Source organism: Pseudomonas sp. 5Ae-yellow, from assembly GCF_014077575.1.
Classification (GTDB): Bacteria; Pseudomonadota; Gammaproteobacteria; order Pseudomonadales; family Pseudomonadaceae; genus Halopseudomonas; species Halopseudomonas neustonica.
Genome location: NZ_JACGWE010000006.1, coordinates 1 through 19780 on the forward strand (window position 1 = coordinate 1; position 19780 = coordinate 19780).

The following is a 19780-nucleotide window of genomic DNA, read 5'->3' on the forward strand; positions in this document are numbered from 1 at the left end:
CGGGGATATAGAGCAGGGGGGGGCGCTCGGCACCCGTATCTGATGCCGAGCTTCGTTAACGGCTATTTAGAGGGTAAAGCCACCGTCAATAGGAATGATGTTGCCTGTCATGTAAGCGCCGCCAGCGCTTGCCAACATAATGGCCAGTGCCGACATTTCTTCTTCACGTCCCCAGCGTTTCATCGGGATGTGCTGGCAATCTGCTGCCATTGCCTCGGGGTCGCTGTGGATGTGCTGGGTCATTTTGCTCGGGAAACGGCCGGGCGCAATAACGTTAACATTAATATGCTCACTCACTAGCTCACGCGCCAGGTTGCGCGACAATTGGTGTACGGCTGCCTTGCTAGGGCCGTAAGAATATGCTTCTTCACCAAAGGAACTGATTCCGGCAACCGAGCCAATGTTGATCACGCGTGTCGGGTTCGCCGCACTAGCGTTTTTACGCAGCATGGGCAGCAGTTGCTGAATGCAGCTGAATACCGATGTCACATTGAGCTGCATGACCTTTTCCCAGCCTGATACCGGGAAATCCTCCAGTGGGGCTCCCCAGCTGGTACCTGCATTATTTACGAGAATATCGAGGTGGTCGGTGTGCTGAGCAACGTCAGCAGCGAGCTGCTTGGCTCCAGCTTCGCTCGACAGGTCTGCGCCGATGGCAATGCACTCGCCGTACTGACTTAGCTCTTTTGCTGTCTGTTGGCCCTCGGCGAGCTTGCGGCAGCATATGATGACCTTAGCGCCAGCCTCCAAGTAACCCTGCGCGATCATACGGCCAATTCCGCGGCTACCACCGGTAACCAATGCCGTGCGGCCTTCGAGGCTAAAGTATTGCTGCATGTGATGACTCCTTGTTGTTGGTTGGAAAGCCGGTTTGGCTGTTACTGACACCTTAATACGCGGGTCTCGCGCTCCCCAAGCAAAGAGGAGGGTTATCCAGAGTACAAATGCTGCCTCATACGTGTCGGGTGATCAGGCGCTTTAGCCGCTTTTGCTTTATCCTGTTGCCATCGCGTCACGGGTGCGCCGGGTAAATGAACTGTTTGTCTGCCTGCGTATCTGAGTGTCTGCATCAATCAACTGGTAAACGAGGTGGTCATGGGCCCAGTAAGGCGTTCACGCAAGGAAGATGCATCAGCCTGGACAGTGGCAGACAGCCGCAGCGTCTACGGTATTCGGCACTGGGGTGCAGGCTATTTCAATGTCAGTGATGCGGGTCATGTAGAAGTCATGCCGCGCGGCGCAGATGCTGGCAGCATTGATCTGCATGAGCTGGTCGGTCAGTTGCGTGACAGTGGTTTGGACCTGCCTCTTTTGGTGCGCTTCCCGGATATTTTGCAATCGCGTGTAAAGCAGCTGACGGGCGCTTTCGACCAAAGCATCGCCGCGCTGGACTACAGCAGCGGCTACACCGCGCTCTATCCAATCAAGGTGAACCAGCAGGAGACTGTGGTCGAAAGCATCATTGCGACCGAAAACGTGTCTATCGGCCTGGAAGCGGGCTCCAAGCCCGAGCTGATGGCCGTGCTGGCACTTGCGCCCAAGGGCGGCACCATCGTCTGTAATGGCTATAAGGATCGCGAGTTCATCCATTTGGCGCTGATTGGTCAGAAGCTGGGCCATAACGTGTTTCTGGTTATTGAAAAGGAATCCGAGGTTCGCTTGGTAATTGAAGAGGCGGAGAAGCTCGGTGTCACGCCACAGGTCGGACTACGTGTGCGGCTTTCATCACTGGCTTCCAGCAAATGGGCCGATACCGGTGGGGAAAAATCCAAGTTCGGCTTGTCGGCTGCGCAATTGCTTCGCGTGGTAGACGCGTTTACTGCGGCGGGTCTGCAGGATGGTGTGCGGTTACTGCACTTCCACATGGGATCACAGATTGCCAATTTGGCGGATTATCAGCACGGTTTTCGCGAGGCCATTCGTTATTTTGGCGAACTGCGTGCGCTGGGCTTGCCGGTCGATCACATTGATGTGGGTGGTGGTCTGGGTGTGGACTACGACGGTACCCATTCGCGTAATGCCAGCTCGATCAACTATGACGTCAACGAGTACGCGCAGACGGTCGTCGGCATGCTGAAGGACTTCTGCGACGAGCAGGGTCTGCCACACCCGCACATCTTTTCCGAGAGCGGTCGTGCCATGACGGCGCATCACGCGGTGCTGGTGGTTCAGGTTACTGATGTGGAACGCTACAACGACGTGCTGCCGCAGATAGACAATCTTGAAGAGCTGCCCCAGGTGGTGCGCAATCTGGTGGGTCTGCAGGATCAGCACGATATCGAAATGGTCACTGAGACCTATTGGCGGGCGACGCACTACATGGCTGATGTGGCGGCGCAGTACGCTGAGGGCAAGCTGACGCTGTCACAGAAGGCACTAGCCGAGCAGTGTTACTTTGCGCTCTGCAACCGTTTGCACACGCAGTTGAAGGCGCGCCAGCGTTCTCATCGTCAGGTGCTGGACGAGCTAAACGACAAAATGGCCGATAAGTACATCTGTAACTTTTCGGTCTTCCAGAGCCTGCCGGATACCTGGGCGATTGACCAGGTGCTGCCGATCGTGCCATTGGATCGACTTGAAGAGGAGCCGCTGCGTCGCGCTGTTTTGCAGGATCTGACCTGTGACTCTGATGGCAAGATTCGCCACTATGTGGACGAGCAGAGCATCGAAAACAGTCTGCCGGTGCATGAGTTGCGCGAGGGTGAGGATTATCTGTTGGGTATCTTCCTGGTGGGTGCTTATCAAGAGATCTTGGGTGATATGCACAACCTGTTCGGTGATACCGATTCGGTCAATGTCTACCTGCGCCCGGACGGTAAAGTAGTGCACGGCGGTATCGAGACCCACGACACCATCGAAGATATGTTGCGCTACGTGCACTTTGCTCCGGATGAACTGGTGACCTTGTATCGCGATAAGGTCGCAGGGGCCAAGCTGAGTCCCGCGGAGCGCACCCGCTTTGTGGATGCGCTGCGTCTGGGCCTGACTCGTTCGTCCTACCTTAGCGCCGAGTAGTGATCAGGCTGCGGCGGCCAGGCTGATCCAGGTCGCCTCAGCCCAGGCAACAGCCTGGCCGCTCTGGTTATACAGGGCGGTACCAGCAAAATGTTTGCGGCCATCGTGGCTCAGTGCCCAGCCGCTCACTACCAATTGCTCTCCGGCCCGGATGGGCTGATCGATGTGGGCGGCAAAACGCCCGAGTAGAGCGGTGCCTGCCTGGTCGCGCACAGCGAAGTAGCCCGGGCAATCCAGCGCCGCCCAAAGGTATTCACTAGCGACCACGCCATCTTCAGCTGCCAATGTCTCGTCTGGCGTCCAGAGCGCGGCGACGTGCTCTTCTCTTTGTTCGGTCGGACCGGCAAAAATACGCAGGCCATCCAGGGGTTCGCGGTCCGTCCCGCAGACGAAGCAACAGGGCAGGTTGTGCTGTTCAAATCCTTTGAAACCTTGCTGAGCTTTCTTGGCTGTATTCGCACTCACAGCGTCCGGCAGTTTGAGTTCGAGGTTGTAGGGCTTGGCGCTAGCCAGTAGCTGCTCGCCGAGCTTGAGCTGTGCGCCGTCAGCTTTAACGACTAGTTGCAGAGGTGTATCCAGTGGCGGTGGCGCATGCAGCGTGACTTGGCATGGCATGCCTAGCGCGTTGGCCAGCAGCCCGCAAACGTAACCGCCGTTGCCGCTGTTGGGTGGTCCGCAGAAGCGTGAGTTGATGGTGATGATCTGTTCTTTATGCTGCATAGCGATTCCTCAAAATACGGGCCTCAGTGGCTCCAGCCACCGCAGACGGGAAATACCTGGCCGACAAAGCAGTTGGCGGCGTCGCTGCAAAGATAGGCGGCGAAACTGGCGTCTTCTTCAGCTGATACCAATCGGCCTAGCGGAACCTCGCGTTGCAGGCGCGCCTGGAACGCCGGATTCGCCTGGATGTCGTCGGGAAAATAAGTGGGATTGTCGACGAAGTTCTGCGCAATCGCGTTGACTTGAATTCCTTTGCTGGCCACTTCGGCCCCTACCGCCTGAATCCAGGCCAACTGAGCACCGCGCGCGGCGCTGTAACTGGACGCGCGCTTCATACCGCGCAGCGCCGAGGCGCTGCCCATAAGCAGAATCTTGCCCTTTTGGCGTGCAATCATCCCGGGCAGCACCGCGCGAGCAAAACGCGGTAAGGGATCAACCATGTGGCGAAACAGCAGCCCCCACTCTTCGTCTTCGACCTCGCTGGCTGCTGTGCTGGGAGCGGGTACGCCCAGATTGAGCAGCAAAACATCCAACTCCCCGGCTTCTTTGATCGCCTGAGCTGGTGCTTTTGGATCCAGAAAGTCCCGTTGATCGGCTATCACTGTGGCACCACAAGCCTGCAGGATTGCGTTCAGTGAGGGGCCCATAAAATCATTGGCCTGGGTTAGCAAAATACGCTTACCGTCAAGGTTGCAAAGTGTCATAGCCAGTCTCCTGCTCTCGTCGACAACCTTTAGTATGCGGCAAAGTGTGCAGCCAGAAAGGGTAGCAGTTGGGCGTTCACCTCTGCTGGTTTCTCGGCTTGAATCCAATGCCCGCAATCAGCGATGACGTGTTGTTCAACCTTTGGGATAACGCTGGGCATTTTTTTGATGGTGTATGCCTCCAAAGAACCTACTGGGTCGCGGTCACCGATTAAAAACAAGGCAGGTTGCTCGATCTGTTTGCCGGCCAGTGGTGCCGTGCGCTCCCAGTTACGTTCAAAGTTGCGGTACCAGTTGATGGGGCCGTGAAATCCGCTCTGCTCAAAGGTCTTTACATAAACGGCGAAGGCTTCTTCTGAGCACCAATGCGGTGGGCTACCGGGATCGATGTAATCCTCCAGCCAGGCTGCGTCGGCGGGTTTGTCCTGCACTAGCGTATTGCCTTCCTGGCTGTTGGACAGACCATGCATCATCAACCGCATGGTGCGCGGTATGTCGGCTGCCATTTCCGCTTCTGCCAGTCCTGATTGTTGAAAGTAGACGATGTAGTGAAAACGATCCTTGTAGGCTTCGCGCATCATATTGATTGCCGGTTGCCGCGGGCGCCCCCCAAAGGGCACCGACATTCCGCATACCGCTTTCACCCGCGCGGGCTCAAGCAAGGCAAGATGCCAGGCGATGGGGGCCCCCCAATCGTGACCTATCATCGCTACTTGTTCATGACCCAGGTAGTTCATCGCTCCCTGAATGTCGGCGCAAAGAGTAATCAGATCGTAGGCTTCGACCGCTTCAGGAGCGCTGCTGGCACCGTAACCGCGCATTTCAGGGATGAGCACTCGGTAGCCTTGGTTGGCCAGCACTTTCGCCTGATGTCGCCAGGAGTACCAGCACTCTGGAAAACCGTGCAGCAGCCAGACGGGCCGACCGTCTCGGGGGCCAGCGGTATACAGACTTAGTTTTATGTTATTGGTGGGTACCAGCTGGTGCTCAAACTGATCCATCGGGGTGCTCCATTGGTGTGTGCTGGGGACACTATCGCAAAAGTACAGGTCCTTGGCTTGCTCCTTGCTTTAGCTATTCATCAGCCGAAGTGTGCGTCATGCGTGCAGTGGATGTCGGAAGATTTTATGCCTTGGTAGATATGTCGTGGAGCGCATAGCTGAACTATTCTCAGTGACGACGCGGTTTCGAAGAGCGAAGGAGAAATGCTCAGTATGAAAGGATCCAGGAATGGGGTCAGCTTGCAGTGGCTTATAGCCAGTACCATCGTCTTGTGTTTGCTGGCGATGCTGAGCATTACCGCCTGGCAAGGTTATCGTAGCTCGCAGACGCTGCTGATTGAGACCGCCAACGACTCTGCCCAGCAACTGGGGGCCTTGCTCAATGAAAGAGCAGAGCGTTTGCTTGACCCGGCTGAAGGCGCTCTGCGTATCTTGACCTTCGACCCGTTAGTGCAGTCACAGAATCTTGAGCAGCGGCTTCAGCGCCTGCCGGTCATGTTTGAAACCCTGCGCAGTAATCACACCTTAAGCGCTGTTTATATCGGCTACGCCAATGGCGACTTTTTTTTGCTGCGGCGGCTGCATGAAGGAGTGCGGCTTGGTCGCCAGAAAATACCGCTAAACTCGGTTTTTGTTGTGCAGTCGATTGAGCAGTCGGCTGCTGGCGAAAACCCGGTTGCTCGTTGGTTGTTTTATGACAATCAGGGCGGGCTCTTGGAGAGCAGGCGCCTGCCTGACTACGACTTCGACCCGCGTAACCGGCCCTGGTATCAGGAGGCCGTTGTTTCCCCAGGTTTGATTCTGACCGAACCTTATGTATTTTTTACCACGGGTCAGGTGGGTATCACCATGGCCAAGCACAGTGCCAGCGGGGCGGTGATTGGCCTGGACGCGTCGGTCAGTGATCTGGGCGGCGAGGTGACTGAGCTGAGGTTGACACCGGGCACCGAGACCGTCCTATTGAGCGGTGATGATACGGTGATTGCCTATACGGATCTGCAGCGTGTTTTTCAGCGCGATAGCCAGGGCGTGCATTTAGCCAGCCTTGAGGAGTTGGGGGTGCCTGTTCTCCAGCAAATTCAGTATCTCCCTGAGCCGCCACGCCAGCCAATGTTGCTGAGCGTAAACGGTGAGGATTGGTATGTGCTGAGTTTGCCTTTGAGCCGCATAGGCGATAGCGAAGGACATATTCTTATTGCCATACCGGAAGCCGAAATGCTGGCAGGGGTCCGTGATAGTTTACAGCGGCAAGCGCTTTGGGCCTTGGTGGTGGCCGCGGTATTGTTGTTGATTGGCTGGGCGCTGGGTCAGCGCCTCGGCCAGCCCCTGAAGCTGCTGGGCGACCAGGTTAATCAGTTGGCCAGCCTGGATTTCAATACGCCTATCGGTGTGCGCTCGCGCATTCGCGAGGTGAATAGTTTGAGCAAGATGGTGGCTCAGATGGCTAAGGCGATCGGTAACTTTCAAACGATCACGCATACGCTTAATCATGAAACCCAGCTCGAGCGAATGTTGGATGTGGTGCTGGCGCAACTGGTCGAGATTGCCGGCGGGCGCGGTGGCGCGGTTTATTTATGCGACGAGGATGGCGAGGTTCTGCGCCGCACTGGCAGCTCGCATGCGGAACACTATCCAGCGCAGTTGCCACTGACTGATGCTCTTTACGATGCGCCAGCGCGCACCTTGGCGGCTCTGCTGGACGATGAACATCGCTACCTGACGCTGGCTTTGCATGATCGCCAGCATGTACTGCAAGGTGTTCTGGTTGTGGAGGTCTCACCGCTGTTGCCCGAGGACTCTGTCGGCAGTCTGAGGCGATTTTTGGGTAGTCTGGCCGGGACGCTGGCAGTGGCGATCGAAACCCGTGAGCTCTTTGCAGATCAACAGATTTTGCTGGAGTCAATTATCCGCTTGCTCGCTACCGCTATCGATGCCAAATCACCTTATACCGGCGGGCACTGCGACCGGGTTCCGCAATTGGCCGAGATGCTACTCAAGGAGGCGGAGGCAACTCAGCAGGGCCCATTGGCCGGCTTTCAACTTGATGAGCAGCAGCGCTATGAGTTTAGAATCGCTGCCTGGCTGCACGACTGCGGCAAAATCACCAGCCCCGAATATGTGGTTGATAAGGCCACCAAGCTGGAAACGCTGTACAACCGTATCCATGAGATTCGCACCCGTTTTGAAGTGCTGTGGCGTGATGCCGATATTCGTTATTGGCAGGGCCGTGCTGCAGGTGAAGATGAATCTTTACTGCAGCGGCAACGCGAGCTTGAACAGGGCCGTCTGCGCGACGATTTTGCATTGGTTGCCCAAGCCAATACCGGTGGCGAGTTCATGGCTGACACCGACGTGCAGCGGCTTGAAACCATTGCTCAGCAGAGCTGGTTGCGCCATTTTGATAATCGTTTGGGGTTATCCGGTGAAGAGGAACGGCAGCTGTCCGGCGTCCCTATCGCGCCGTTACCTGCCGAGGAAAAGCTACTCGCGGATCGGCCAGAGCATCTGTTTGCCTGGGGCGAGCGTAAGCCACCGGTGGTGGCAGGAGATCCAGCCAACCGTTGGGGATTTGATATGCAATTGCCGGAGCACAGCAAGAACCTTGGCGAGCTCTACAATCTGTGTATCGCGCGTGGCACTCTCACGGCCGAGGAGCGTTTCAAGATCAATGATCACATCGTGCAAACCTTGATCATGCTGTCGACGCTGCCCTTTCCCAAGTCACTGGCCAAAGTGCCAGCGCTGGCCGCCACTCATCACGAAAAACTGGACGGTACCGGCTACCCGCGTCGCCTGAGTGGTGACCACTTGTCGGTAGAAGACCGCATATTGGCTATTGCCGACATATTTGAAGCGCTCACGGCAGCGGACCGGCCTTATAAAAAGGCTAAAACGCTATCTGAATCGGTAAGGATTATGTTGTTTATGGCACGCGATCAGCACATTGATGCAACGCTGCTGGCCTTGTTTTTGCGCTCTGGCGCGTATCGTCACTACGCTGAGCGTTTTCTGGCGACCGAGCAAAGGGATGAGATCGATGTTGAGGCGTGTGTCGGGCAGCTACGCGACTGGGGTTTGTTGCATGACTAGTGAGGTCATGCGGGTATAACGGCCAGATGAAATTGGCCGCCCTCGGCTTCGAGTGGAGCCAGGGCCTGAATACAGTAGGTCAGCTCTTGCAACAGTTGCGGTTGTTGGCTGCTCACGTGCAGGCCGCGTTCAATGTGCTGCTGCAGTGCCTCCAGGCTACTCATTCCGGCAGCAATGGGTTGCCAGCTCATATCCTCAATGCCATAAGCCAGGCCGGTTTCCGGATCAGTGATTGGCTCTGTAGTAGGTAGCGCAGTAGCGTTGTCGTCAATCAGCTCGACGGCCTGAATCAATTCGATTGCGGTAGTGTCGATGAAGCGGCTCAGCTCGGTTACACCCAATGTCTTGCAGAGTCGGTCCAGCGCGCCTATTTCGGCACTGATCGCCTCTAACCGGCGATCACCGCCTTTGAAACTGCGGTCGAGCAAAGTATTGAGCCGTAGCACGCTGGACACTGATTTCTCCTGGTTGGGTGGCGCTGCAGTTGATTAGCTTACCGCACTGACTAGTGGGCTTGCATATCGGTGTTTACTCGATCCAGCGATATAGCGTGCGCCGGGTAATACCAAGAATATCGGCTGCCTTGCGTTTATTGCCGTCGGTGGCGTCCAGAACCTGATGAATATAGCGGCGCTGCACACTTTCAAGGCTGGGCAGTTGTGCCAGTGATGGCGAGCTGCTGATAGCCTTGAGTGGATCGCTCAAGGTGGTATCGATAGCTGAGCTGCTGGCGCTCTGCATACGCTCAGGCAGGTTCTGTAATTCGATGAAAGCGCCCTGAGAAAAAGTCGCAGCGCGCTCAACTGCATTCTGCAATTCACGCACATTGCCGGGAAACGCATAGTGCAGCAATGCCTGCAGGGCGGCGTCACTAAACCCTTTGAGTTCGCGTTGTTGGCGCGCGTTGAAGCGTGCCAGGAAAAAGTCCGCCAGATAGTGGATGTCATCGCTGCGTTCCCTTAGCGGCGGGACCTGCAGGTTGAAGGTCTCCAGGCGGTAGAACAGGTCCTCGCGAAAGCTGCCCTGTTCAACGCACTCGGCCAGGTTGCGGTTGGTCGCTGCGATGACGCGGACATCCAGCTGAATTTCGTGGTCGCTGCCGACCGGCCGCACATTGCCGTCCTGTAGTGCACGGAGCAATTTGGCTTGCAGTGCCAGCGGCATTTCCCCAATCTCGTCGAGCATCAGGGTGCCGCCCTCGGCCTGCTGAAAGAGTCCGGCTCGTGCCTTGCGGGCGCCAGTGTAGGCCCCCGCTGCGTGGCCGAAGAATTCGCTCTCCATGAGCTCTGCCGGAATGCCGCCGCAGTTCACCACCATGTAAGGTTTGCCGCTGCGCACGCTTTCTTCATGCACCGCGCGGGCGACCAGCTCTTTACCTGTGCCGCTTTCACCCTGAATCAGCACGGGACCATCGGCGCTCGCCATCTGCCTTATATGTTGAAACAGCCTGCGCATACTGCTGCTCTGGCCGATGATGCCGTGGAATTGCTCCACGGCCATGATCGAGCGATAGCGCTGAACCTCACGACGCAGGCGCCGATTCTCCAGTAACCGCTTGACCGTAAGCTGAAAGTGATCAATTTCCAGGGGTTTGGTGAGAAAATCATCGGCCCCGTTTTGTAGTGCATTGACCGCCTGCTGTACCGAGCCAAAGGCGGTGATGATCAGTACGGCGGGTGCGGGCGACAGTGCCTGTGCGGGCGGTAGCAGGCTGAGACCGTCAGCACCGGGTAGCCGCAAGTCGCTGATCAATAGGTCGATATCAGACTGCTGCAATGGTATGAGTGCCTCTTCTGCGCTGGCACAGGCGGTCACCTGATAGCCCTCGGCTTCCAGCTCTTCCTGTAGTAGCTCGCGCAAGCCGCTGTCGTCTTCGACCAGCAGCAAGTGTTCGGTATGGCTCATACGCTTGCCTCCTTGTGTATCGGTAATCGCATGCTGGCCCGGCAGCCGCCGTCGGGATGGTTGCTCAGCAGCAGCTCGCCGCCGTGTTCTTCTACAATGGTTTGCACTATGGCCAGGCCCAGGCCAGTGCCTTCGCCGGGGGGCTTGGTGGTGTAGAAGGGTTCCATTAGCTTTTCTCGGTTGGTTTCCGGCAGCCCGGGACCGTCGTCACTGACGCTGATCAGTAAATGCTGATCCTGATACTCAAGGCCGACCGTTACCTTGCTACTGGCTGCCTGCAGTGCGTTCCGTAGCAGGTTGAGAAGTGCCAGTTCCAGTCTCGCCGGATCACCGAATAGTGCTGGCAAATCAGTTTCATATTGGCTTTGCAGCGCTATTGCGGTCTGTTCAAATTCGGGGGTGATGGCATCGATTGCGGTGGCGGTCAGTTGAGCTGGATCGGTTTTACGCAGTGTTGCTGCTGCCGGGCGACTGTAGTCCAGCAGTTGCTTGACGGTGCTGGTGAGGCGGGCGACCTGGGCGCGAATGGCGGCAAATTCGCGCTGTTGTGGTGAGTCATTGGCGCTGCTGCGTTGCAGGCGATGAGTGCGGCCATCAATCACGCTCAGCGGTGCGCCCAGTTCATGCGCAACACCCCGCGCCATACCGCCAATGGCTGCCATCTTCTCGTTATCTTTGAGTTGAGCCAGCAGAGCGGTTTCTGCCGCGCGGTGGCCATCAACCTCCCTGCGCGCCTGTTCTATGCTGTCGAGCATATGATTCAGGCCTGTCGCCAGTGCGGCTACTTCGGTTGGCCCTTCCCGCGCGGCACGGTGCGAGTGATCGCCTTGCGCCACTTGTTGCATGTGCGCCAGCAGTTTGTCCACGTGTCGGCCGACGCCACCATAGTGACCAAGCATGACGGCGCAGATAATGGTCAAGCCCAGCAGGCCCCATGCTGCCCAGGCAATAATAGTGAGCTGGTCCAGGGCGCGGCCAAAATCGCTGGCGCGCCGAGTGATCTGAATCAGACCTTGAATATTGCCGCCCACATCAAACAGTGGCATGAAGTGCGAAAACAGATGTCGGCCCCCGACCTGGCTAAAGCCTTGCTGGGATTGTCCGGTAGTAACAATCAGGTCGGGAATCCTGGTTCGTGTGAGATCGCTTTCGGTGACGCCAGCCGAGGCTAGCCTTACGCCGTTGACATCGAACACTGACGCACCGTAGACCTCGCCCAGCACAAAGACCGAGCCCAGTGCCAGCTCTATTGCCTGGCGGTCGTTCTCGCCTAACGCAGTGCCAATCGGAATGCTGATAGCGCGGCCGATTAGCTCCAGGTCGTTCTTTAATCGCTGTTGCTGGAATTGGTTGGCTTGCTCTAGCCCGAAGCGGATGCCCAGCGCCGTCAATACCAGCAGCGGGAGCACGACAAATAACAGTAGGGTGCGTTGCAGGCCGCTGAGTCTAGGTAAGGGCCAGCGCTGAGTTAGTGTGCCAAATTTAAACGGTTCATTTTTGCTCATGTTTAAAAAAGATACATATAAAGCGGTGGATTGCCAATAGTGGGGGGCTATTTTTTATACTTTAATTTTATGTTTTATATATAAATCAGTGTCTTGAAGTGTTTTGTGCAAAGTTGGCACGGACTCTGTATTACCTTCAGTGAGTTCAACCGAAGGAGATACTCATGATGAACATTAAAAAATTCAGTGCTGCTCTTATCATCGCCACCATGACCGCCGGCGTTCCTGTCGCTATGGCGCAATCCATGGATAGCGGCGCGCAGCAAGGTTACGGTACAGCGCAGGCTGCAGCGCCGGTTAGCGAGGCTGATCTGGAAAAGTTCGTCAATGCGGAAAAGAAAGTTAACGAGATCCGTGAAGAGCTTACCGATGAGTTGAGCAGCGCCGGTGACCAGCAAGAAGCCCAGCAAATGCAGATGGGGGCCCAGAAAGATATGGTCGAGGCTATAGAAGGCGAGGATCTTGATATTCCCCGTTACAACGAGATCGCTTCACGCATGCAAACTGACATGGAGCTGCGTCAGCGCGCTCAGCAGGTCAATTAAGCGCCAGTACGGTTAGATCTCAGAAAGGGGCTTCGGCCCCTTTTTGCTGTGTGTTCGGTCGTGTTAGTTGGCGTCTATATATTCAGGCCGTTGCGCTAGCCCCCACTTCAGGTAGTCCACCAGTTGGCGTACCTTGGGTGAGAGGTGACGTTGCTGTGGGTAGAGTGCCCACACGGCGGTATGCGGGGGCTGATGTTGTGGCAACAGCGCGCGTAATGCACCACTGCGGAGATGTTCACGCACGTAGTAGTCGGGTAGCTGACACAGGCCAAACCCCCGCAGCGCCGCCTCCAATACCGCCTGCCCACTGTTACAGCGCCAGTTGCCCTGCACGCGAACGGGGACTTCTTTTCCTCGTTGCTGAAAACTCCATAGATCGTTACTGCCGATCAGGCAGTTGTGGCGGGGCAGTTCCGACAAGCTGTGCGGCGCGCCATGATGAGCTAGGTAACTGGGTGCCGCGCAAAGATACATGTGCCTGGGCGCGATGCGCGTGGCTATCATGCTGGAATCCTGCAGGCGGCCCAGGCGAATCGCCAGATCGTAGCTGCCGTGGAGCAGGTCGAGTGTCTGGTTGGTCAGGGTCATTTCCACCCGCAGTTGCGGATGGCGCTGCATGAAATCGTCCACCAGGGGCATTATGAAGCTCTCGCCGTAGGCCACAGCGCAGGTCAGGCGCAGTAACCCTTTGGGTTCGCTACTCAGGTCGGTGATGGCTTGCAGGGCTTCGTCGCGCGCATCTTGCAGTCGCTGACAGTGTTGCAGAAAGGTCTGGCCGGCTTCTGTGAGGCTGACTTTGCGCGTGCTGCGGTAGAACAGGCGGGTCTGCAGGCGATCTTCCAGGCGTGCGATTTGCCGGCTGACATGTGACGAGGATAACCCCATGCGCGCTGCGGCGCCGCTGAAGTGGCCAAGCTCGGCTACGCAGACAAACTCGTCTATGCCGTCCCACTGATTCATGCTTTATCCCTGTGTAGCAATAATGTTTTGCTGATCTGGCTATTATCCACAAAACGAAGGTCTACTACACTGCATGGCATCGTAAACACCCCGAGGAGTATTCGTATGATCAAATCTCGCGCCGCCGTGGCTTTTGGCCCAGGCAAGCCACTGGAAATCGTTGAAGTTGATGTCGCGCCACCACAAAAGGGTGAAGTGCTGGTACGTATCGTCGCCAGTGGTGTCTGTCATACCGATGCCTTCACCCTGTCGGGCGATGATCCAGAGGGTATTTTTCCGGCCATTTTGGGGCACGAAGGTGGCGGTATTGTAGAGGCGGTAGGTGAGGGTGTTACCTCGCTGGAAGTGGGGGATCACGTCATCCCGCTGTACACCGCCGAATGTCGCACCTGTAAATTCTGTACCTCCGGCAAAACCAATCTCTGCCAGGCGGTGCGCGCTACCCAGGGCAAGGGCGTGATGCCTGATGGCACGTCGCGCTTTTCTTATAAAGGCGAGCCTATCTACCACTACATGGGTACCTCGACCTTCTCTGAGTACACAGTAGTGCCGGAAATTTCACTGGCCAAAATTCCTAAAGAAGCCCCGCTGGAGAAGGTGTGCCTGCTGGGTTGTGGGGTGACCACGGGTATTGGTGCAGTGCTGAACACCGCCAAGGTCACTGAGGGCTCCACTGTTGCCATCTTCGGGCTCGGCGGCATCGGCCTGGCGGCGATCATCGGTGCGACCATGGCCAAGGCCAGCCGCATTATTGCGGTTGATATCAATCCGGCCAAATTCGACATTGCTCGTGAACTGGGTGCGACTGATTTCGTTAATCCAAAGGATTACGACAAGCCGATTCAGGAAGTCATCGTCGATATGACCGATGGCGGTGTGGACTATTCCTTTGAGTGCGTCGGCAACGTGCAGTTGATGCGCGCTGCGCTGGAATGCGCACACAAGGGCTGGGGCGAGTCGACCATCATCGGTGTCGCCGGTGCTGGCCAGGAAATCAGCACACGTCCGTTCCAGCTGGTGACTGGTCGCGTCTGGCGTGGCAGCGCCTTTGGTGGCGTAAAAGGGCGTACTGAACTGCCGGGTTATGTTGAGAAGGCGCAAAGCGGCGAGATTCCGCTGGATACCTTCATCACTCATACCATGGGCCTGGAAGACATCAACAAGGCCTTTGATCTGATGCATGAAGGCAAGAGCATCAGGACTGTGATTCACTTTTAAAAAATAGCGGGAAGCCTGAAGCGGAAAGCTGGAAGCAGTGCGAGGTTTACTCGACCCTTTAGGCTTCTAGCTTCTAGCTTCTAGCTCAAGCGAGGTTTCGATGGATTCGATTCTTGAACTGGTTTCAGCCAACAAAAGTTTTGGCGGTTGGCAGAAGCGTTACAAGCACCATTCCAAGGCACTGCGCTGCGATATGGTGTTTGGGATTTATCTGCCGCCGCAGGCGGATCAAGGCAAGCCTTTGCCGGTGCTTTACTGGTTATCGGGCTTGACCTGCAATGATGAAAACTTCAGCCAGAAGGCGGGCGCACAGCGTTTGGCCGCCGAGTTGGGTATGGTGTTGGTCATGCCGGACAGCAGCCCGCGTGGTGACGGCGTACCGGACGATCCTGAAGGTGCCTACGACTTCGGTTTGGGTGCCGGTTTCTATGTTAATGCGACTGAGCAGCCCTGGGCTGAGCACTACCGGATGTACGACTATGTGGTGGAGGAGCTGCCAGCGCTGATCGAAGAGCATTTCCCGGTCAGTGACCAGCGCAGCATCAGTGGTCATTCAATGGGCGGTCACGGTGCGCTCATCTGCGCCTTGCGCAATCCCGGTCGCTATCGCTCGGTATCGGCCTTCGCCCCTATTACCCATCCGCTGGACTGCCCCTGGGGGCATAAAGCCTTGGGTAATTACCTGGGCAGTGACCGTGAAAGCTGGAAACAGTGGGACGCCTGTGAGCTGATCGCCAATGCTCAGGAGCGCCTGCCGCTGCTGGTCGATCAGGGCGAAGCAGATAACTTCCTGGTCGAGCAGCTTAAACCGGAAGCGCTGGAAGCGGCGGCGCAGGCGGCGGGGCATCCGTTGACGTTGCGACGTCAACCGGGTTACGACCACAGCTATTTCTTTATCGCCAGCTTCATCGACGATCACCTGCGCCATCATGCTGAGGCGCTGGGTTTGCGTTAAGCACTGTGTCTATGCGCTGCGTCGGTCTGTCCCTGGCTATGCCAAGGGGTTAGAATCCCTGCCACATTTCATTGGGTAAGGTGGCAGCATGCGCATTGGTCATGGCTATGACGTTCACCGCTTTACCGAGGGCGATTTCGTCACCCTCGGTGGCGTCAGCATTCCCCATCGGTTTGGCTTGCTGGCGCATTCCGATGGGGATGTGGTGCTGCATGCCCTCAGCGATGCACTGCTGGGTGCGGCGGCGTTGGGTGATATTGGTCAACACTTCCCTGATACCGATGCCAATTACGCTGGTGCCGACAGCCGAGTGCTGCTGCGTCATGTGCTTGGCCTGCTTCACGGTAAAGGCTGGAAGGTGGGTAATGTTGACGCGACCATAGTGGCACAGGCGCCCAAAATGGCGCCGCACATCGCCAGGATGCGCGAGCTGATTGCTGACGATCTGCAAGTCACACTTGATCAGGTCAACGTCAAGGCGACTACCACCGAGAAGCTCGGTTTTACCGGCCGTGAAGAAGGTATTGCTGTGCATGCCGTTGCCTTGTTGCTTGCCCATGACTGAAGCCGAGTTGTTGGGCGCACGTGCCTGGGGTGAACTTTGCGGAGCGGCGGTGCTGAAGGCCGCTCCGGAAGATTTCCGCGTGACGGAAGTGCTGGATATCGAGTTCTCGGGTGAGGGTGAACACCTCTGGTTGCTGCTGGAAAAGCGTGGCCTGAATACCGAAGAGGTCGCGCGTAAGCTGGCGAAAGCCACTGGCGTCTCCTTGCGCAATATCAGTTATGCGGGCCTCAAGGACCGGATGGCGGTGACGCAGCAGTGGTTCAGTCTGCAGTTGCCAGGCAAGGCCGACCCGGATTTGTCTTCACTCTGGAACGACAATCTACGTTGCCTTCGGCAGCTGCGTCATAAACGCAAGTTGCAGCGTGGCGCACATAGCGCCAACCGTTTTCTTATCCGTTTGACTGAACTGCAGGCGGATCAGTCTCTATTGAACGAGCGCTTACAGTTACTGGCTGAGCAGGGCGTACCCAACTACTTCGGGCCGCAGCGTTTTGGCTATGACGGCGGTAATCTGTTTGACGCGCGCAGCTGGGCGCAGCGCAGTGCCTATCCACCGGCCCGTGGCACGCGCTCACGGCTGCTCTCAACTGCGCGCAGTTATCTATTTAATCAGATGCTCAACGAGCGGGTTGCCGCAGGCAGCTGGAACGTCGTGGTTGCGGGAGATTGTTTGGCGTTTACTCAAAGCCGTAGCCAGTTTCCGGCCGCTGAGTTGGCCGCTGATGATCAGCGGGTAGCGCAACTGGATTTGCATCCTACTGCGGCGCTGTGGGGTGCGGGCGAGCTGGCCAGCAGCGATATGCAGGCAGAAATGGAACAGGCGGTAGCGGCGCAGCACCCAGATCTGGCAGAGTGGTTGGCACAGGCCGGACTGGATCAGGCGCGTCGTATTTTACGCCTCCCCATAACCGGTCTTACGTGGCATTATCCATCCTCGGATTGTCTCGAACTTGAATTCACCTTGCCCACCGGTTGCTTTGCGACGGCGGTATTGCGCGAGCTGGTAGAGCTGGTCAGCCAGGCTGGCGGTGGGATAGAAAGCGAAAACTGATGCGTATTCTGATTGCCAATGACGACGGTGTGCTGGCGCCGGGAATCAAAGCCCTGCACGGTGCACTGTCGGATTATGCCGACTGTGTTGTAGTCGCCCCCGAAGAAGATCGTAGTGGCGCTAGCAGCGCTCTGAGCCTCGATCGACCGCTACGCCCCTTTCTGCACGAAAATGGTTTTATCGGCTTGAACGGTACGCCGACCGACTGCGTGCATCTGGGCTTGAACGCGCTCTATGAAGACAGCGTTGATATGGTGGTTTCCGGTATTAACCTAGGGGCTAACCTCGGTGATGACGTACTTTATTCCGGTACCGTTGCTGCTGCCCTGGAGGGTCGTTTTCTAGCGCGACCGGCCATGGCCTTCTCACTGGTAGGTCGCCAGACGGACAACCTGCCCACAGCAGCGGCTATTGCGCGGCAAATGGTTGAGGCTCACGACAAGCTGGACTTGCCGCCGCGTACGGTACTGAGCGTGAATATTCCCAACCTGCCGTTGAGCGAAATCAAAGGTATCCACTTGACCCGGTTGGGGCATCGTGCGCGCGCCGCTCGCCCGATCAAGTGGACCGACCCGCGGGGGAAGGAGGGTTACTGGATCTCGGTGGCCGGTGACGTTGAAGACGGTGGCGAGGGAACCGACTTTCACGCGGTGATGCAGGGATATGTATCGGTTACACCTTTGCGCGTTGATAAGACTCACTATGAAGTCTTTGATCGTCTGCAAAACTGGCTGGGTGATTTGGGCTGAACATGCTGCGCGACGAACTTTATAAAAACGGCATTGGCATGACTTCTCAGCGCACGCGCGAGCGCTTGCTTGAGCGACTGTTCGAAGAGGGTATTCGCAACCTTCACGTGTTGGAAGCTATTCGCCGCACGCCGCGGCATCTATTCGTTGATGAGGCGCTGGCGCACCGCGCTTACGAAGATACAGCCTTGCCTATCGGTCACAACCAGACCCTGTCACAGCCCTATATTGTCGCGCGAATGACCGAATTGCTGCTGGGTGGCGGGCCGCTCGACAAGGTCATGGAAGTGGGCACCGGCTCGGGTTATCAGACCGCGATCCTGGCGCAGGTAGTCGAACGTATATTCAGTGTGGAGCGCATCTACCCGCTGCAGGAGCGCGCGAAGGCGGTGCTCAAGGATATTGATATACGTAATGTGGTCTTTCGTCACGCTGACGGTAACTGGGGTTGGCCCCAGTACGGACCCTACGACGCGATTCTGGTGACGGCTGCACCGGCTGAGATTCCACCCGAACTCCTCGGGCAACTTGCTGACGGTGGCCGCATGGTGATTCCGGTTGGTGAGCAGGAGCAGCACCTTATGCTGGTTGTGCGCGACGGAGAAGAGTTTATTTACCAGCAGGTTGAGCCGGTTCGTTTCGTGCCTCTTTTAGCGGGCGCTATTCGGTCCTGAATTGGTCTCTAAAGGAAGGTGCAGGTTGAGGGAATACATTCTGATTTTTCTGCGTGGCATCGCCATGGGTGCGGCAGACGTGGTCCCCGGTGTGTCCGGTGGCACCATCGCCTTTATCTCCGGTATCTACGACCGCTTGTTGGCTTCGATTGCAGCCTGTACCCCGGATAAGCTGCTTTGGCTGTTACGTGGGCGCTTTCGTGAGACCTGGCAGGCTATTGACGGTGGTTTTTTGTTTACCTTGCTGGCGGGCATTCTTTGCAGTATCGCCACCCTGGCACGCGTTATCAGTTATCTGCTGGCAGAGCATGACTTACTGGTGTGGTCATTTTTCTTTGGCCTGATTCTGGTATCGGTATATCTGGTGGGTCGTGAGATCCAGCGCTGGAACCTATGGGCTATCCTGGCTGCTGTTGGCGGCGTTATCTTCGCCTACCTGATCACGGTCGCCTCTCCGCTGGCAATGAGTGTGACGCCGCTCACGTTATTTTTTGGCGGGAGCATCGCGATTTGCGCGATGATACTGCCGGGCATTTCCGGTAGCTTCATTCTCCTGTTGCTGGGCTTGTATAGCGGCGTATTGCAGGCGGTGAAGAGCTTCGATTTTACTCTGCTGGGCTGCTTTATGTTGGGCTGCGTGATAGGTATTCTCAGTTTTTCCCGTTTACTATCCTGGCTGCTTGGCCATGCCCGTAACGTCACTTTGGCCTTTCTTACCGGCTTGTTGATTGGTTCACTCAATAAGGTCTGGCCCTGGAAACAAACGCTTAGCTGGCGTATCAATAGTCACGGTGAACAGGTGCCTTTATTGCAGAGCAATTTGCTCCCTGCTCAGTATCAGAGCGTCAGTGGTGAGCCTTCGCTCTGGCAGGCTGGATTGGCATTGATGGTGGTGGCCGTGGTATTAGTATTGCTATTAGACTGGTGTGGTCATCGCTCAGCTTCCCGAGGCCAGCACTTCGACTGAAAACGATTGTCGAATCAGCGGTTTTCAAAGCGGGCGCCAGGCAAGGATGACCAACAGATTTACCAGCTGTAAGTCACTTTTAGCTGCTTTGTAAGCAGTACTGGCTTTGCGGGTTGTATTTTTACAGCCTGGTATTGAAAGAACGGGAGCCAGCCT

At 56.6% G+C, this 19780-nt stretch carries 18 protein-coding genes; 10 read left to right on the forward strand and 8 right to left on the reverse strand.

The genetic code is table 11. The annotated features are described in order from the left end of the window. Positions 1-66 precede the first annotated feature (66 nt). Positions 67-837 carry an SDR family oxidoreductase gene (locus H4J77_RS05590; RefSeq protein WP_123887799.1) on the reverse strand — a complete coding sequence of 257 codons (771 nt, stop codon included), beginning with the start codon at positions 835-837 and terminating at the stop codon, positions 67-69. A 258-nt stretch (positions 838-1095) separates the two neighbouring features. Here H4J77_RS05590 and speA point away from each other — a divergent pair, with 258 nt between their 5' ends. Continuing rightward, a complete protein-coding gene (gene speA / locus H4J77_RS05595; protein ID WP_123887800.1) occupies positions 1096-3015 on the forward strand; it encodes an arginine decarboxylase in 1920 nt (639 codons plus the stop codon). A gap of 3 nt (positions 3016-3018) precedes the next feature. Here speA and H4J77_RS05600 read toward each other — a convergent pair whose 3' ends face one another. From H4J77_RS05600 to H4J77_RS05610, 3 genes are read right to left on the reverse strand one after another with little or no spacing between them, the layout of a single operon-like run. Continuing rightward, positions 3019-3735: a hypothetical protein gene (locus H4J77_RS05600; RefSeq protein ID WP_123887801.1), complete on the reverse strand. Its 717-nt coding sequence runs from the start codon at positions 3733-3735 to the stop codon at positions 3019-3021. Positions 3736-3758: 23 nt separating this feature from the next. Beyond that, the gene (locus H4J77_RS05605; RefSeq protein WP_123887802.1) at positions 3759-4439 is read right to left on the reverse strand and encodes an SDR family NAD(P)-dependent oxidoreductase; all 681 of its coding nucleotides are present in this window, start codon (positions 4437-4439) and stop codon (positions 3759-3761) included. Between the two features lie 29 nt (positions 4440-4468). Continuing rightward, positions 4469-5440 (reverse strand): alpha/beta fold hydrolase, encoded by a 972-nt coding sequence (locus H4J77_RS05610; protein WP_182247441.1) that lies wholly within the window; start codon positions 5438-5440, stop codon positions 4469-4471. Between the two features lie 213 nt (positions 5441-5653). On the opposite strand from H4J77_RS05610, the gene H4J77_RS05615 reads away from it, so the two are divergent. Then, the gene (locus H4J77_RS05615) at positions 5654-8530 is read left to right on the forward strand and encodes an HD domain-containing phosphohydrolase (RefSeq protein WP_182247443.1); all 2877 of its coding nucleotides are present in this window, start codon (positions 5654-5656) and stop codon (positions 8528-8530) included. Between the two features lie 5 nt (positions 8531-8535). Here the strand turns inward: H4J77_RS05615 and H4J77_RS05620 are convergent, their stop codons facing one another. From H4J77_RS05620 to H4J77_RS05630, 3 genes are all read right to left on the reverse strand, one after another. Continuing rightward, positions 8536-8985: a hypothetical protein gene (locus H4J77_RS05620; protein ID WP_182247445.1), complete on the reverse strand. Its 450-nt coding sequence runs from the start codon at positions 8983-8985 to the stop codon at positions 8536-8538. Between the two features lie 73 nt (positions 8986-9058). Beyond that, entirely contained in the window at positions 9059-10435 is a 1377-nt protein-coding gene (locus H4J77_RS05625) for a sigma-54 dependent transcriptional regulator (RefSeq protein WP_123887806.1), read from the reverse strand. After that, positions 10432-11940 carry an ATP-binding protein gene (locus H4J77_RS05630; protein WP_182247447.1) on the reverse strand — a complete coding sequence of 503 codons (1509 nt, stop codon included), beginning with the start codon at positions 11938-11940 and terminating at the stop codon, positions 10432-10434. The genes H4J77_RS05625 and H4J77_RS05630 overlap by 4 nt, the downstream gene beginning before the upstream one ends. A 164-nt stretch (positions 11941-12104) precedes the next feature. Between H4J77_RS05630 and H4J77_RS05635 the strand changes: the two genes are divergently transcribed. Next, the gene (locus H4J77_RS05635; protein WP_123887808.1) at positions 12105-12485 is read left to right on the forward strand and encodes a DUF4168 domain-containing protein; all 381 of its coding nucleotides are present in this window, start codon (positions 12105-12107) and stop codon (positions 12483-12485) included. Positions 12486-12548: 63 nt separating this feature from the next. On the opposite strand, the gene H4J77_RS05640 is transcribed toward H4J77_RS05635, so the two are convergent. Next, complete coding sequence (locus H4J77_RS05640) at positions 12549-13445, reverse strand: LysR substrate-binding domain-containing protein (RefSeq protein WP_123887809.1); 897 nt, start codon at positions 13443-13445, stop codon at positions 12549-12551. A 105-nt stretch (positions 13446-13550) separates the two neighbouring features. Here H4J77_RS05640 and H4J77_RS05645 point away from each other — a divergent pair, with 105 nt between their 5' ends. The 7 genes from H4J77_RS05645 (at position 13551) to H4J77_RS05675 (ending at position 19624) form a co-directional block, all read left to right on the forward strand. Further along, the gene (locus H4J77_RS05645; protein ID WP_123887810.1) at positions 13551-14663 is read left to right on the forward strand and encodes an S-(hydroxymethyl)glutathione dehydrogenase/class III alcohol dehydrogenase; all 1113 of its coding nucleotides are present in this window, start codon (positions 13551-13553) and stop codon (positions 14661-14663) included. A 100-nt stretch (positions 14664-14763) separates the two neighbouring features. Then, on the forward strand, positions 14764-15618 hold the full coding sequence (gene fghA / locus H4J77_RS05650; protein ID WP_123887811.1) for an S-formylglutathione hydrolase: 855 nt from the start codon (positions 14764-14766) through the stop codon (positions 15616-15618). A gap of 88 nt (positions 15619-15706) precedes the next feature. After that, complete coding sequence (gene ispF, locus H4J77_RS05655) at positions 15707-16183, forward strand: 2-C-methyl-D-erythritol 2,4-cyclodiphosphate synthase (RefSeq protein ID WP_123887812.1); 477 nt, start codon at positions 15707-15709, stop codon at positions 16181-16183. Next, positions 16176-17234 carry a tRNA pseudouridine(13) synthase TruD gene (gene truD / locus H4J77_RS05660; protein ID WP_123887813.1) on the forward strand — a complete coding sequence of 353 codons (1059 nt, stop codon included), beginning with the start codon at positions 16176-16178 and terminating at the stop codon, positions 17232-17234. Before ispF ends, truD begins: the two co-directional genes overlap by 8 nt. Beyond that, on the forward strand, positions 17234-17983 hold the full coding sequence (gene surE / locus H4J77_RS05665) for a 5'/3'-nucleotidase SurE (protein WP_123887814.1): 750 nt from the start codon (positions 17234-17236) through the stop codon (positions 17981-17983). The genes truD and surE overlap by 1 nt, the downstream gene beginning before the upstream one ends. A 38-nt stretch (positions 17984-18021) precedes the next feature. Further along, entirely contained in the window at positions 18022-18657 is a 636-nt protein-coding gene (locus H4J77_RS05670) for a protein-L-isoaspartate(D-aspartate) O-methyltransferase (protein WP_177412286.1), read from the forward strand. A gap of 25 nt (positions 18658-18682) precedes the next feature. Then, positions 18683-19624 (forward strand): DUF368 domain-containing protein, encoded by a 942-nt coding sequence (locus H4J77_RS05675; RefSeq protein ID WP_123887816.1) that lies wholly within the window; start codon positions 18683-18685, stop codon positions 19622-19624. Positions 19625-19780 lie beyond the last annotated feature (156 nt).